18 protein-coding genes are annotated in these 14,474 nt (G+C 60.6%); 6 read left to right on the top strand and 12 right to left on the bottom strand.

Going from position 1 to position 14,474, the window contains the following annotated elements; translation table 11 throughout:
* Positions 1-76 precede the first annotated feature (76 nt).
* A complete protein-coding gene (locus tag B9H00_RS09925; RefSeq protein WP_086900523.1) occupies positions 77-1,210 on the top strand; it encodes a DSD1 family PLP-dependent enzyme in 1,134 nt (377 codons plus the stop codon).
* A gap of 16 nt (positions 1,211-1,226) precedes the next feature.
* A complete protein-coding gene (locus tag B9H00_RS09920) occupies positions 1,227-2,195 on the top strand; it encodes an asparaginase (protein ID WP_086900522.1) in 969 nt (322 codons plus the stop codon).
* A 44-nt stretch (positions 2,196-2,239) separates the two neighbouring features.
* On the opposite strand, the gene B9H00_RS09915 is transcribed toward B9H00_RS09920, so the two are convergent.
* The 8 genes from B9H00_RS09915 to B9H00_RS09880 form a co-directional block, all read right to left on the bottom strand.
* A complete protein-coding gene (locus B9H00_RS09915) occupies positions 2,240-3,550 on the bottom strand; it encodes a lactonase family protein (RefSeq protein ID WP_157663207.1) in 1,311 nt (436 codons plus the stop codon).
* A 226-nt stretch (positions 3,551-3,776) separates the two neighbouring features.
* Entirely contained in the window at positions 3,777-4,706 is a 930-nt protein-coding gene (locus B9H00_RS09910; protein ID WP_086900520.1) for a DNA/RNA non-specific endonuclease, read from the bottom strand.
* Complete coding sequence (locus B9H00_RS09905) at positions 4,687-6,327, bottom strand: putative bifunctional diguanylate cyclase/phosphodiesterase (RefSeq protein ID WP_086900519.1); 1,641 nt, start codon at positions 6,325-6,327, stop codon at positions 4,687-4,689. The genes B9H00_RS09910 and B9H00_RS09905 overlap by 20 nt, the downstream gene beginning before the upstream one ends.
* 207 nt (positions 6,328-6,534) lie before the next feature.
* A complete protein-coding gene (locus B9H00_RS09900) occupies positions 6,535-6,795 on the bottom strand; it encodes a hypothetical protein (protein ID WP_086900518.1) in 261 nt (86 codons plus the stop codon).
* 24 nt (positions 6,796-6,819) lie between these two features.
* A complete protein-coding gene (locus B9H00_RS09895; RefSeq protein ID WP_086900517.1) occupies positions 6,820-6,954 on the bottom strand; it encodes a DUF2256 domain-containing protein in 135 nt (44 codons plus the stop codon).
* Positions 6,954-7,508, bottom strand: a complete 555-nt coding sequence (locus tag B9H00_RS09890) for a DUF6438 domain-containing protein (protein ID WP_086900516.1) — start codon at positions 7,506-7,508, stop codon at positions 6,954-6,956. The genes B9H00_RS09895 and B9H00_RS09890 overlap by 1 nt, the downstream gene beginning before the upstream one ends.
* 66 nt (positions 7,509-7,574) lie before the next feature.
* Entirely contained in the window at positions 7,575-8,162 is a 588-nt protein-coding gene (locus B9H00_RS09885) for a UbiX family flavin prenyltransferase (RefSeq protein WP_086900515.1), read from the bottom strand.
* A 59-nt stretch (positions 8,163-8,221) separates the two neighbouring features.
* Positions 8,222-9,190, bottom strand: coding sequence for a ribonuclease Z (locus B9H00_RS09880; protein ID WP_086901812.1), 969 nt, complete (start codon positions 9,188-9,190; stop codon positions 8,222-8,224).
* A gap of 98 nt (positions 9,191-9,288) precedes the next feature.
* Here B9H00_RS09880 and B9H00_RS09875 point away from each other — a divergent pair, with 98 nt between their 5' ends.
* Positions 9,289-9,732 carry a DUF4174 domain-containing protein gene (locus B9H00_RS09875; RefSeq protein ID WP_236944248.1) on the top strand — a complete coding sequence of 148 codons (444 nt, stop codon included), beginning with the start codon at positions 9,289-9,291 and terminating at the stop codon, positions 9,730-9,732.
* Positions 9,733-9,757: 25 nt separating this feature from the next.
* Positions 9,758-10,708, top strand: coding sequence for a D-2-hydroxyacid dehydrogenase family protein (locus B9H00_RS09870; RefSeq protein ID WP_086900514.1), 951 nt, complete (start codon positions 9,758-9,760; stop codon positions 10,706-10,708).
* An 8-nt stretch (positions 10,709-10,716) separates the two neighbouring features.
* On the opposite strand, the gene B9H00_RS09865 is transcribed toward B9H00_RS09870, so the two are convergent.
* Positions 10,717-11,139, bottom strand: a complete 423-nt coding sequence (locus tag B9H00_RS09865) for a GFA family protein (RefSeq protein WP_086900513.1) — start codon at positions 11,137-11,139, stop codon at positions 10,717-10,719.
* A gap of 259 nt (positions 11,140-11,398) precedes the next feature.
* Here B9H00_RS09865 and B9H00_RS09860 point away from each other — a divergent pair, with 259 nt between their 5' ends.
* On the top strand, positions 11,399-11,791 hold the full coding sequence (locus B9H00_RS09860; RefSeq protein WP_086900512.1) for an MAPEG family protein: 393 nt from the start codon (positions 11,399-11,401) through the stop codon (positions 11,789-11,791).
* 216 nt (positions 11,792-12,007) lie between these two features.
* Here the strand turns inward: B9H00_RS09860 and B9H00_RS09855 are convergent, their stop codons facing one another.
* The 3 genes from B9H00_RS09855 to cdd all read right to left on the bottom strand — a co-directional run bounded on the left by B9H00_RS09855 (position 12,008) and on the right by cdd (position 13,647).
* Positions 12,008-12,259 (bottom strand): hypothetical protein, encoded by a 252-nt coding sequence (locus B9H00_RS09855; RefSeq protein WP_086621072.1) that lies wholly within the window; start codon positions 12,257-12,259, stop codon positions 12,008-12,010.
* 370 nt (positions 12,260-12,629) lie between these two features.
* Entirely contained in the window at positions 12,630-13,193 is a 564-nt protein-coding gene (locus B9H00_RS09850; RefSeq protein WP_157663206.1) for a putative glycolipid-binding domain-containing protein, read from the bottom strand.
* Positions 13,194-13,218: 25 nt separating this feature from the next.
* Positions 13,219-13,647, bottom strand: coding sequence for a cytidine deaminase (cdd, locus tag B9H00_RS09845; protein ID WP_086900510.1), 429 nt, complete (start codon positions 13,645-13,647; stop codon positions 13,219-13,221).
* Between the two features lie 167 nt (positions 13,648-13,814).
* On the opposite strand from cdd, the gene B9H00_RS09840 reads away from it, so the two are divergent.
* Positions 13,815-14,468, top strand: a complete 654-nt coding sequence (locus B9H00_RS09840) for a 4Fe-4S dicluster domain-containing protein (protein ID WP_086900509.1) — start codon at positions 13,815-13,817, stop codon at positions 14,466-14,468.
* Positions 14,469-14,474 lie beyond the last annotated feature (6 nt).

The raw sequence follows: 14,474 nt of genomic DNA, 5'->3' as shown, positions 1-14,474 counted from the left end.
CCCTTGATTTTTGACACTTTGTTTATTTTTATACAAATTGTCAACACAACCCCTACAACCCGGATGGTCGCCTGCCATGACTTCTCTTCACTCTGTCGAGACACCTGCCGCTCTGATCGATGTCCAGCGCATGCAACGCAATATTGAGCGGATGCAGACCCGCATGGATCACCTTGGCGTCCGCTTTCGCCCGCACGTCAAGACAGCCAAGTGTCCGGACGTGACACGGGCGCAGGTGGCAGCCGGTGCCCGAGGCATCACCGTCTCGACCCTCAAGGAAGCCGAGCAGTTCTTCGCCGCAGGCATCACCGATATTCTCTACGCCGTGGGCATCGCCCCGGACAAGCTTCCCCGCGCGCTGGCGCTGTGTCAGCGCGGCTGTGATCTGACGCTCATCGTGGATAATATCGACGCCGCCCATGCGCTGAACGATTTCGGAAAGGCGCATGGCGCCACCTTCGAGGTCTGGATCGAGATCGACAGCGACGGACATCGGGCGGGCATCAAACCCGAAGACGATGCCCTTCCCGAGATCGCACACGCGCTTCAAAAAGGCGGCATGACTTTGGGAGGCGTCATGACCCATGCCGGCTCCAGCTATGACCACAGCACGCCTGACGCACTGCGCCAGATCGCCGAACAGGAGCGCGCCGCAGCCGTACGAGCCGCACAGCGGCTGCGCGAGGCCGGTCTGCCCTGCCCGGCTGTCAGCGTTGGTTCAACCCCCACGGCCCTGAGTGCCGAGCATCTGGAAGGGGTGACCGAAGTTCGTGCCGGCGTTTACGTTTTTTTTGATCTGGTCATGCACAATGTGGGCGTGTGCACGCTGGATGACATCGCGCTGAGCGTGTTGACGACCGTGATCGGCCATCAGCAGGAGAAGGGATGGGCGATTGTCGATGCCGGCTGGATGGCGATGAGTCGCGACCGCGGCACCCAGAAACAGACGCATGATTTCGGTTTCGGTCAGGTCTGCACCGACAGCGGCACCGTGCTGGAAGGCTACGTTCTAAGCGGGGCCAATCAGGAGCATGGGATCGTCTCCTGCAGAGTCGATGTCGATCACGACATCAGGCAACGTTTCCCCATCGGCACGCGTCTGCGTATTCTGCCCAACCACGCGTGCGCCACCGGTGCCCAGCACCCTGAATACAAGGTCCTGCTGTCTGATGACAGTATCGAGACCCGGCCACGCTTTTATGGCTGGTAATTATGGAGCAGAGATCATGACCCACTCCCTTTCCGGCAAGGCACGTCGCATTGTCGTGCTCGGTACCGGCGGCACCATTGCCGGTTCCTCCTCACAGGCAGGGGCCAACCTTGGCTATACCGCCGGCACGGTGTCGGTAGAGGACCTGCTGGGAGGTATTGCCGCCCCGGACGGCTTTACCCTGCATGCCGAGCAGGTTGCCCAGCTCGACAGCAAGGACATGGATACCGCCACCTGGCAGAGCCTGCATGAGCGCTGCCAGCACTGGCTGGCCCAGGATGACGTTACGGGGCTGGTCATTACTCACGGTACCGATACCGTCGAGGAGACCGCCTTTTTCCTGCACTCGGTGCTGCCCGCTTCCAAACCCGTGGTGCTCGCCTGTGCGATGCGCCCGTCAACCGCGTTGATGCCGGATGGCCCGCAAAACCTGCGCGACGCGCTGGCCGTGGTGGCAACGCCCGAGGCGGCAGGCGTTACGGTGGTCTGTGCCGGTGAAATTCACGGCGCGATCGAAGTGAGCAAGACCCACCCCTATCGCCTGAAGGCGTTTGGCTCTGGCGATAGCGGCCCCATCGGTTATGTGGAAGAGGCCAGCGTCCGACAGCTGCGCGCCTGGCCTCATCAAGCTGCAGGCGAGTCGTTGACCCCGCCGGGCGCCGATCAATGGCCCCGGGTAGAGATCGTGCTCAGCCACGCAGGCGCCAACGGTGCGCTGATTGATCTACTCGTGCGCGAGCGGCAAAGCGGCGCGGCGGATGCAGTGGCGGGGCTCGTGCTCGGCGCGACCGGCAATGCCAGTCTTCATCGCGAGCTCGAGCAGGCCGCCCATCGGGCTCAGGCGGCCGGGATCGAGGTGAGGGTGGCCGCGCGCTGCAACGAGGGACGGCTACTGCCCACATCGGACGCCGCCTTTCCGATCATGGCGGCGCTATCACCGGTGAAGGCCAGGATCGCCCTGATGCTTGAATTGTGCCGCGATTGAGACCGATGGGTGCCGTTGATCACAGCGGCGCCCTTGAGCTTCAATCAGCCGCTGAAGGCCCTGAAAGCAAAGTCGACCGGCACCGGTGAATCAATCGTCTGTATGGGGCCTTCCAGCGCGCCACTTTTCGGATCGATGCTGAACACCTTGATGGTGTCGCTGTTCTGGTTGCCGACATAAAGGAAACGCCCGGAAAGGTCCAGGTTCATGCCGCGTGGAATGTCGCCGCCGCTGGAGACCCAGCCGGTATTGATCAACTGCCCGCTGTCATCGTCTACCTGGAACACTGCAATGCTGTTCATGCCGCGATTGGTGGCGTAGAGAAAACGCCCCTGCGGATGGATGCGCAGCTCGGCGGTGGTATTGCTACCGGTAGGCACTTCGCCCGGGTTGTCGGGATTGAACACCGGCCGGCCGAATTCGCTGTCAGCCGGTAGGGTCGACAGCGACTGGGTCTGGATAAAACTGCCGCGCTCGGGGTAAAAGTCGAAGACATCCACCGTGGAAGACAGCTCGTTGAGCACATAGGCATAAGGTTTTTGCGGGTGAAAGACCATATGCCGGCAGCCGCTGCCCGAGGCCACGTTGGCATAGGGCACCGGCCCCTTTGAGAGCTTGCCGGTGTCCATGTCCAGCTCGAACGCCAGCAGCCGATCCGCCCCCAGATCGATGCCAAAGACGTGTTGGCCTTTCGGCCCCGTGATCATCATGTGGGCATGTGCCCCTTCCTGTCGCACGCCGTCCGGCCCCAGCCCATTGGGCGATGACTCGACCAGATCGCTCATTTCCCCGATTTCGCCATTATCCCCCAGTGGAAAGACCGAAAAGCTGCCGGTGCCGTAATTGTCGGCAAACAGGTAGCGTCCGGAGGGATGCACCGAGCAATGGCAGGTCCAGCTGCCCTGCGTCGGTTGGGTATTGATAAAGGCCAGCTCGCCGCTGGCAGGGTCAATGCAATAGGCACTGACCCGCCCCTGTGGCTTGCCGGCGGTATCCGGCCCGAGTTCGTTGACGCTGTAGAGATAACGACGATCCGGTGACAGGGCCAAAAAGGAGGGGTTTTCGGCTTCCATGACCTGCACCCGGGTGAGCCCGCCCTTCATCGGGTCCATCCGAAACACATAAATCCCTCTAGCCTGGCTGGGCGCCACACCGCCCGGTGCGGTGTTGGGGCCGGTATAGGTACCGACATAGACGTATTGCGCGCTACTGCTGCCAGGGGCAGCCATCGCGCTTGAAGCTGAAAACAGCGGATAAAACGCCGCGGCACCCGCCGCCATCCCCATGCCCTTGAGAAGCCGGCGACGCATCTCGCTGGTCAATACGCTATCTGCATCGACTGATTGCCCATTCATGCCATGCCCCTCCGGGGTAAGGAAAACCTCAAGCATTGGCCTTCCCTCCTGCACCGGCAATCCAGACCTTGGTTTACTCTCGGACATGCACTTTCAGGATCACAGACATCAGGCAATATTGTTCAATGCGCCGCTTCCAGCCACGGCAGGCCGGGATGACGCCAGAAATGCATGTCATGCGATGCGCGTGCCATCCCCCCTCCCTCGCTTGCAACACCTACCGTCGCTATACCCGAATATCTTCCGGACCGCGGATTTCAGCCTCGATACGAACGCCGGTCTCGCGCTCCTCACCGGAGAAACCGTCAAGGGTACTCAGCGTCCCGAAATCCAGTCCGGTCAGCGTCTCGATACGCGTTACGCTGCGCTGCCAGGTCTTGTACTGACCAAACATGAAACCAAGCTGGTCCAGCGCGTCGCTCTGTTCGATCATGTAGGCCGTGGCCGAAGGCCGACCGTCTTCACCTACAAAGGCCACCACCTTCCAATAGGCCTCGGGGATCTGAAAGCCGCGATACACCCGGTCGTCAGGATCAAGAATGGGCCCGGAGAAGACCGTGATGCGCTGGCGATCGGCGCGGGCATTGTCCAGCAGATAATCCTCAAGCCCAAGCCAGGTCTGCTGGTTGAAGCCTGCCATCTGCGGTGTGGCGTTGGTGAAGTGAAAGGTATCGTCGTTGGCCTGTCGGGCGTTGTCTCCCCAGTTGGCCGCCGTGCGACGCACCAGGTGGCCGCGATCGAGCGGGTTACGGCTATAGAGATCAGGACCGGCCTGCAGGTCGTCATCGATACGCGGATCAAAACGCCAGTGATCGCTGCCACGGGGAACACTGACCAGCGCGCCGCCATCAATGTTGACTGCCGTGAACAGGGCAAGTCTTCGGCTTTTCGACATCACCAGCGAAAAATGGGTGTAATCGAGCCGGCCACCCTCGCGGCCGGGCACCGGCGTGACGTCTTCGGCCAGTGCCTCGGAAGGCATCGGCAGGGCCACCGGCATGTTCTTCAGAAAATCGGCGTCATATCCCTCGCGGGATGCCAATGCCTCCACGGTGGCGATAAGGGCCTCAGGCGGTTCGGCCAATGCCGTGGCGGCGGGTTCAATCAAGCGGCGCATGTCGCGAAGGCTGGTCCGTTCATGGTTGCGAACAGTCATGATGATCTCCCTGAGGCATGATATCTATAGCATGGCAGAGATGGCTCCGAACGGCGGTAGCAGGTGAATGACGTTCCAGAAGATGCTGCCGCAGGGCCTTGGCCGGCATTGGCCGGCCAAAGAGATAGCCCTGACCGAAGTGGCAGCCCTGCTGCGCCAGGCGCTCGGCCAGACGCTCATCCTCGATGCCTTCGGCCACGACCGCCATGCCCAGCGACCGGCCCATGGCAATGATCATGCGTACGAGGTTGTCCTGGCGAATCTCTTCGGCATCGAAAAAGGAGCGATCGATCTTGATCTTGTCGACATCCAGCCGGGCCAGGTGGTAAAGCCCGGAATAGCCGGTGCCGAAATCATCCAGCGACACGTGCACGCCCATGTCATGCAGCCGATTCAGGTTCTGCTGAACAATGTCCAACCGCTCGATCAGCACGTTTTCGGTAATTTCGACCTCCAGACGATTGGCTGGAAACGCGTGGCGCTCAAGCAGTGAGGCCACCTGCGGGACAAACGTCTCATCTTCTAGATACGAGGCCGTGATATTGACCGCCAGAAAGCAGTCACCCGGCCACTGCCGGGCATCCTGCATGGCCCGGTCCAGCAGGCGGCGGGTCATCTCCGGCATCAATCCAAGGCTTTCAATTAGTGGAATGAACTCATCAGGCGGCACCAGTCCTCGCTCGGGATGCTGACAGCGGGCCAGCATCTCGACCCCCACAGTTTCACGATTTGAAAGGGCAACAACCGGCTGATAAAAGGGCACGATTTCGTCGGCATCGAGCGCCTGTCGCAGGCGCTGGGCATGACGGGCATCTGCCTGTTGCGCCTCGGGGAGACAGGTTTCCTGCAGCCGTATCCGCTCACCATTGCGTTTGGCCTTGTGCATGGCGCTATAGGCCGCGGCCAGCAGCTGATCGGCCGAAGTGGCGTTGAGGGGGGCAACGGCAATCCCGATGGTGGTTTCCAGTACTTCACGCCGATGACCACAGACCAGCGGCTGTCGCACCAAACCCTGCAGTGCCTGCGCCTGATCAAAAAGCTCGCGCCGAGTCAGCGCACCGGTCAGCGCGACCACGAACTCATCACCGCCCAGTCGACCCAGCAGCGGGTCGCCCACGGTGCGAACACTATTCAGTCGCCCGGCAATACGACGCAGGGCATGATCTCCTGCCGTGTTGCCATGGGCATCGTTGATGGCCTGGAAATGATCAAGGTCGATGACCAGCAGCGCGGTCTGCTCAAGCATCGGGCTGAGCCGAGCGTGCAACAGGGTCATGAAATGGGGGCGATTCATGAGATCGGTCAGGGCGTCATGTCGGGCCAGATGATAGCCATGCGCGCGGGCGGCCAGCAGATGGCGATAGCGGTGACGCAACCGCCAGATCAAACGCAGGGAGAGCATCCATGGCACGACCATGGCAACGGCAGCAAATCCTGTACAGGTCAGGATGAAACGCCAGCGCGAGGCGGGATCGAGATCCGGCGGGTCGCCCCAGCCCAACCACTGAAAGACCGGTGCCTCCAGCCAGAACTCCCAGGTCACGGCAATCGAAAAGAGGATCACAAGCGTAGCGGCAAAGAGCGCAAGCCCCTGGCGTAGGAGATAACCCTTGGTTCGCATGAAAAGAAGTACCAGAGCCGCGGCCGTTGACTGACAGCAATTATTTGAGAACCATCTAATGATAGGGCTTTCCTATCGGCCGCTACTCTAATCTCCTGAACCCTGCGTTCATACCTTCAAATGATGTGGCGTATAAAAGAGACTGCCGCAAAGACGAATGAGCGATACCAGACCGGCGCTTCAACCGTGCTCTTTACGCCATGACCTTCAGACGCTTGTGCCTCGGTTGATCTGGCCGCGCATGCGCTCGCGCAGGGTGGGGGCCGCCAGCCGATGCAGATCGTGAGGCGTGCAGCGCACAAGCCGTCCATGCATCCTGATCAGGCAATCACTGCCTTCAACGCAGACCGGATGAATATCGCGCTGTTCGAGCCGTTCCATTTCCCGTGATGTCAGACCCAGCATGAGCGTTACTCCGTGACCGTGGATGGCATCTGTCAGGCGCAGCATGGCGAGCACAAATGTCACGGTGATGACACGTTGATAACAGTGTCATGACTTTGAACGCCGACAGCGCTCGGAGCAGTAGATCACGCTGTCCCAGTTGCGCGCCCATTTCTTGCGCCAGGTAAACGGACGGCCACACACCGGGCAAACCTTGGTCGGTAAATCGGATTTCTTTTGCATCAGTTGACCGGTGTGGTTACTGCATTTGACGAGGGAGTGCCGATCCAGTTCGAGATCCCAAGCGTTTGAGGAATCTCCTCGCGGAGCAGGTGCGTCAGCGACAGCGCACTGGCCGAACGACAGCCGCCGTCGTGCAAAAGCGTTGCCTGACGCCCGTCACGCCCGGTCCAGGTCACGGTGTATTGGGACATGTCCGTCACACGTGGTTCGCAGCCGCTGGATTCACGCTGCTGATTCATCACCGGTTGCCATGGTGCCAGCGTGCGCTGGAGTCGGGTCAACGCCTGTGCCCCGTTTTGTCGGGCCTGCTTGCCGTAGACCTGCGTATGCTGCTGGCCGATAAACGTGGTGGTGCCATCAGCGCGAACCTCAACGGAGTAGACCGGGCAGAAGCCGTGGCAGGGCCCAACGTCATAGCGAATGCTGGCCAGCTGCTCGGCCGCCGGTGCCGTACTGTCATGCGGGCCCTTTGAGTGCATTTGATTCTCGTCACCGGCGCAGCCTGCAAGCACGACGGCCCCTGCCAAAAGCGCGAAACGTAGAAAAGTGTTCATGAATGACTCCATAAGGGTTGCACCGCACCCGCGGCGGCGACATGTCTCAAGCGAACATCGTGATCATCAGGCCCGCCCCGGCGGATGAAGGTTTTCCCCCCAGCGCGGCATGCCGTCGATGTCGATATCGAACAGATCGAGCGCGCGCGCCACGCTGTGATCGACCATCTCCTCGAGCGTGGTCGGCCGGGCGTAAAAGGCCGGGACTGGCGGAAACATGATGGCGCCCATCTCGGTCAGGGACGTCATGGTGCGCAGATGCCCCAGGTGCAGCGGCGTTTCACGCAGCATCAACACCAGACGACGACGCTCCTTGAGCACCACATCAGCGGCACGCGAGATCAGATTGGTGGTCGTGCCGGTCGCAATCTCCGACATGGTCTTGATCGAGCAGGGGGCGACCAGCATGCCCAGCGTCCGAAAGGAGCCCGAGGCCAGTGAGGCACCGATATCGCCGACCGGATGGACCTCATCGGCCAGCGCAAACAGCTGCTCACGAGTAATACCGGTCTCGTAGCGCCGAGTCAGTTCGGCGGATTTGGAGACCACCAGATGGGTTTCAATCTCCAGCGGCCTGAGCATCTCCAGGGCGCGGGCGCCGTAGACAAAGCCGGTGGCACCGGTAATGGCAATGATCAGGCGACGAGGGGGCATCAGGGCTCCTGGGAATCATGAAGAAGGCGCATGAGCCCCCATTGTAGCCGGGCATGCCCTCATTCACATTGATGCAGCACGTGGTCCCGTGACAGATCAAGGACGGCAAGATCCTTGGCCAGCATCAGCGTGCCGCCAAAATGCTGACGCGCCTCGGCCTCGATCTCCCTGATCGAATGTGCTGCCCCCGGATGGTCGACATAGCGCGGACTGAAGTGCGTGAGAACCAGGTGTTCAAGGCCGGCTCTTTCAGCAAAAGCAGCCGTACGCGCGGCGCTGCTGTGGCCGTTGTCCGTGCCCAGCTGCTCGATCACCGCCTCGGTATAGGTCGCTTCATGTACCAGCACGTCCGCGCCTTCACAGAACTCGGCCAGAAGGTCGGGCGTATCGTTGTCGCCGGCCACCACCAGCCGGCGCGCAGCACGCGATGGCAGGCGGTAGTCGACGCCGTGCAGCTCACGCCCCTGCTCATCGATGACCGTCTCACCACGCTGAAGCCGGCCCCACAGCGGTCCGGGCGTCACGCCCTCCGCCCTGAGCTTCCCGACATTCAGCCCTGCCTCGACATGACGCTCTTCAAACGAATAGGCGTAACACTCGACGCCGTGAGACAGCCTTGCCGCACGCACGATGACATCGGGCAGCGCCAGAGCCGCATCCACCAGTGTGGCGGCATCAACGTGATTGAGTTCGAACCCGAGAGAGAGCCCGGTGGTGGCCCGTACCGCCTCGAGATAGTCCCGGACCGCCTTCGGCCCGATAACCGTGAGTGCTGCCCGACGACCAGCCATCGAGGCACTGGCCAGCAGCCCGGGCAGACCGTAGCAGTGATCACCGTGCACATGCGTAACCAACACCGCCTCAAGACGTGCGGCACTCAGGGGCGTGAGCATCAGCTGGTGCTGGGTGCCCTCACCGCAGTCGATGAGCATCCAGCGACGCTGCCCCTCAGGAGTGAGCGCCACCGCACTGACGTTGCGGGCTCGGGTGGGGACACCGGCCGAGGTGCCCAGAAAGCGCAGCTGCATGACGAAACCTTGGGGATTGAGCGAGACAGGGTGATGATCATCATGCCGGACGCTATGCTTGAACGCATCCACGTCAACGTTTGATCAAGGAGCAGAGGATGAAACAGTGGTTCATGCCGGCCCTGCTGGCTGCCGCCCTGACCGGCGGCGGTGCTCAGGCAGGCGAGATCAACCCGGCCGCCAACCCGTTGCTGGCCGACAAGTGGCAGTCGCGCCCGCTGGTGGTGGTGACACCGAGTGCCGACAATCCGGACTATGAACGCATGCGCGGCATTATCGAAACGCAGCGCGACGCCTTTAACGACCGCGAGATGGTGCTCTATACCGTGGAAAACGGCGATGGCATGAAGGATGGCCAGGCACTGACCAAGATTGAAACCGATGCGATGCTTGATGCTCTGGGCCTGAACGCCCGGGGGCCGCTGACCACGGTACTCGTTGGCAAGGATGGCGGTAAAAAGGTGCAGCAGGAGGGGTTCGTCGACCCGCGCCAGCTGTTCGATACGATCGATAACATGCCGATGCGCCGCGCGCGCCAGTAGGCAGCCACTGCCGGGAGGATCACACATGCGTTGTGCCATCATCGATGACTATCAGAATGCGGCGCTGGCCATGGCCGACTGGTCGCGCCTTGAGGGTCGCATCACCATCACGCCCTTCCATGATCATCTTGATGATGAGAACGCGCTCGTCGAACGGCTGGTCGGGTTTGAGGTGATCGTCATCATGCGCGAGCGCACGCCCTTCCCGGCCTCCCTGCTGTCGCGCCTGCCACAGCTGAAACTGCTGATCACTTCGGGGATGCGCAACGCGGCCATCGATCTCGAGGCGGCACGCGAGCAGGGTATTGCGGTCTGCGGTACCGACAGCCATCCGGCGCCGCCCACTGAGCTTGCCTGGGCATTGATTCTGGGGCTGGCACGCCATCTCCCTGCCGAGCATTATCACTTCACCACCAATGGTCCGTGGCAGAGCACGGTCGGCACGACGCTGGCCGGCCGTACGCTGGGCATTGTGGGGCTTGGCAAGATCGGCACCCGCATGGCGCGTATCGCGCAGGCCTTCGATATGGAGGTGATGGCCTGGAGCGAGCATCTGACCCCGGCACGCTGTGAGGCGGCGGGCGTCACCCATGCCGACTCTCTGAAGACACTGATGGGGGCCAGTGATGTCGTCTCGATTCACCTGGTGCTGAGCGCACGTACACGCCACCTGATTGATCGAGAGGCGCTCGAGTGGCTGTCACCCTCATCACTTTTGATCAACACCTCACGCGCTGACATTGTCGATCAGATTGCACTGCTCGATGTACTCAGTGAGCATCGAATTGCCGGCGCGGGGCTGGACGTTTTCGAACAGGAACCCTTGCCGTTTGATCATCCCCTTCGCCGGCTGCCCAATGTGCTGGCCACGCCGCATCTGGGTTATGTCAGCGATACCAACTACCGCACCTGGTTTGGACAGGCCATCGAGAATATCGAGGCCTGGCTGTCGGGCACGCCGATCCGGCGACTGTAAGGCCAGTATTAGCTGTCACGGGGCACGAGCGTGCTGTCCACATCCTGTGAGTAGCGCCGCGTTTCGTTGGCAAAATCGTAAAAGCCGGGCTTGTCCTGAAGATAGATCTCTTCGGTCATCACCATCAGGGACTGATCATCAAAGGTGCCGGCCGTAAAGGTATAGGCGCTATCCGGCGTATGGCGGAAATAGAGCTGGCTGCCGCAGCGCAGGCAAAAGCCACGCTCGCCCTGCTCGGAGGAGTGATAAATGCCGACTGGCGAGGCGTCGTCAAAAACCGGCTCCCCGTCACAGATTACCGCCAGCATGGGCCCGCCCGTAGCCTTGCGGCACAGGGAGCAGTGACAGACGTGCACTTCACCGCCGTGGCGTACCGTAAACCGGACCTGCCCACAAAGACAGCCGCCCGCCCTTTCCGTAATCTCGGTCATGATCTCTCCTCCTTGTGAATGCATTGCTCTGCGTGCGATGTCGCCGGCCTCTGCCCCTTTTCCCGGCAGTGATCCAGTACCGGTTTTGCCCCCTGGCACGACATCACGCCATTAGATCAGTCATGATGCATGGACGATCCTCATCTTCGTTTAAAACGAGAAGAGCGTCATGCCCTTTCTCACTCTGGCGGTCTTGTGATGTCAGCAGCCTGCTACGCTTGAAAGAACACTGTCCTTGGAATCACTTCGGGAGTCGCGCATGACCATGGAACTCTATCTGCTGGGCTGGACACTGGTGCTGGCCATCATCCAGATCATGCTGCCTGCGATGTATCGTAATCGCGAGACCGGTCTCGACTACAACGCCGGGCCACGCGACAAGGAAGGCCCGCCGATGGGCGTGGTGACCGGGCGACTGTTCCGAGCTCAGAAAAACCTGTTTGAAACGCTGCCGCTGTTTATCGGCGCCATTCTGATCGCACATGTGGGCGGACAGGAAGGGGCCATGACGGCCTGGGGCGCCTGGCTCTATTTCCTGGCGCGAGTGGTCTATGTCCCTCTCTACGCCATGGGGATTCCCTATGTGCGCTCAATGGTCTGGGGCATAAGCCTTCTGGGACTTGTGCTGGTGATACTGCCGGTCATTTTCTAGACCGCGCCCGGCCGGCGATCATGCGCGCCTTCAAAATGCCCGGCCCGGTGTTGGGCACTTATGGGATACACACCGGCGCGGCAGACATCAGAACATGGGCATGAGAGGCATCAGGAAGAAAGCGTGCCGCAGACAGCAGACAAGCAGAAAAGCAGACATAAAAAATGCCGCTCCATGGAGCGGCATTTTAGCATGTTCTGGGATAGCGACCGTGGCTCAGGCAGAGGCGCGCTGGCCGATCTGCTGGTCATTGATGGGGCGGCTCTCGCGGGCCATCATGAGCGTCAGGGTTCTGGACTTGTTCAGCGTCTGCATGGCAAAGGACGGTGAATGGAGGTCGTTCCAGTGACCTACCGTGTCCAGAAATTCACCGCACTCGGAGCAGGTAATTTCGTCCCACTCGTTGCAGGTATCCATCGGAGTATTCTGGTCGTGACCACAGCGCGTGCAGGAGATGAAATGTGTCATGGCTTGTGTCCTTCCCTGGTCATATGACCGGCCTTCCTGGCCGGTAAGTGTTGCAATCCTTGCTCTGGCCATCCTGGCCAACTACTGCGGCAATCCCTGCCGTGGCGTTCCTCGCCATTTGGATCAACGTCCCTGTTGATCCCGGGTCAGCGTCCCTGCTGACCGTGTAAGCACACTCTGGCATAGCGCTGAGCAATGTACAAGCCTTGTACACTATAAATTTTTGTAACCGTTAAACCCGGGCCAGGGCACATTTTTCAGTCCGTTTTTTTATGTCATTGGCAAGACAACAGCCGAAAATCACGTTCAGAGTTATCACAACTTGTACAACACTGTTTCCCAATTCCGCCATGAACCGCAACTGACTGAATCAAAAGGCGGGATCAGCCGTACGTTGTCGTCTAAAGGTGTCAGGGTAATCCAGCACCAGTCCGTGATCACCGACTTCCAGAGATGCCGTGAAGCCGCTGTCGAGCCCTTCATAGCGCCAGCCATGTGACGACAGCCGCGTATAGCGCTGCTGCATGGGTCTTGTACTTAGTGACGGGACGGACAGCAGCGCGACTGAAAGCGTCGCTGCCTCGCCCGGTTCAAGGCCCAACCGTCGAATCGGTAGCGTGTTGGTGAAGGGAGTCGCTGCGATATCGACATCGATACAGCCGGCCAGACCATCCAGAGCCCCCCGTTTCTGGCACCACCAGTGGCCCATCCCATCGCTCGAAAGCTGACAGGCACGGCCATCGTCCAGCCGGGCCGACAGTTGACGCATCCGCCAGCCGGGGTCGAGCACCAGTCGATAGGTCAACTGATACAGCCTGCCATCATGACAGCCCTCTACACGACTTTCAGCCGTAATGCCCTGCGAGGTGATGTTCAATTCAAGGCGCTCTATGCCCTGATGATCCCAGCCGGTCCATACGATCTCTCGCTGCATGCGTCCTCCCTTTAATCGGACCGCCTTACGCCATCTTCGAGGGTTGACCGAGATTTTCCGGCCCAAAGGAGTCGGGCAGCAGGGTCTCCATGTCATAGCGCTTGAGGGGTAATCCCTCGGCGTTGACTACCACAATTTCCGTATCGGGCGCGGCGAACTCGCGAATGCGCTGTCGGCAATCACCACAGGGCGTACACAGCGCATCGCCCGGACCGATGACATGAATGCTTTTTATCTCGCGCTCACCGTGGGCCACCATGGCGGCGATAGCACCGGCCTCGGCACAAAGGCCCTTGTAATTGGCGCTTTCGACATTGCAGCCGGTATAGACGGTGCCGCTGTTGCTGATCAAAAGCGCCCCGACCGGATGATTCGAATAGGGCGCATAGGCGTTGTCGCGCACGCCAATCAGCTGTTGGCGAAGGCTTTCGGGCAGGGGAACAAGGTCGGTCATGAGACGCTCCGGATCAGGGTGATCCGCTTATTGTCGCAGCCCTTGCGGTTCGGCAACAGTCGAGCAGGGTGGCAGCGAAATCTACATTAATGATTACTTTTTTAGATCCTGTATGATCAGGCCTTTCATCCTGAGCCTTCATTTTGTATGACAACAGGCAATCGTCCATGACCTCTCCATCACCGCACTGGCAGATGGCCATCGATCTTGAGCGCTGCATTGGCTGTCACGCCTGCTCGGTCGCCTGCAAGGTCGAAAACGATATCGAGCTGGGCGTCTTTCGCACCAGGGTGCTCTATCACGACCACGGCGCCTTCCCGAATACCCGGCGAAGCTTCCTGCCGACACTTTGCATGCAGTGTGCCGATGCCCCCTGCATGACGGCCTGCCCGTCAGGAGCGATCAGCCGTCAGGACGATGGCATCGTGCGCATCGACCCTGACACCTGTGATAAATGGGAATCCTGCATCAAGGCCTGTCCCTACGGTGCCTTGCACATCGACCCGGTGCAAAAAATTGCCGACAAGTGTGATTTCTGCAGTCACCGGCTTGATCAGTCGATGGCCCCGGCCTGTGTGGAAGCCTGCCCCGCCGATGTGCTGATCTTTGGCGACATCAACGATGACCAGAGCCCGGTATCGCGCTTTTACCAACGCCATGGCAGCGAACTCAAGGGCCTGCGGGTTGAGCGCGGCACCCGCCCGCAGGTGCGCTATCGCGGCGTGGGCACGGTGACCCCGCAGGCAGCCGTGGACAAGCTGCCCGACGGCCGGGCGCATGACCCGGTCGATTACGAAATCGATCAGTGGGCCGAACGCTGACGCGCG

This window comes from Kushneria marisflavi, from assembly GCF_002157205.1.
Classification (GTDB): domain Bacteria; phylum Pseudomonadota; class Gammaproteobacteria; order Pseudomonadales; family Halomonadaceae; genus Kushneria; species Kushneria marisflavi.
This window is presented reverse-complemented; position numbering and strand designations above follow the sequence as displayed.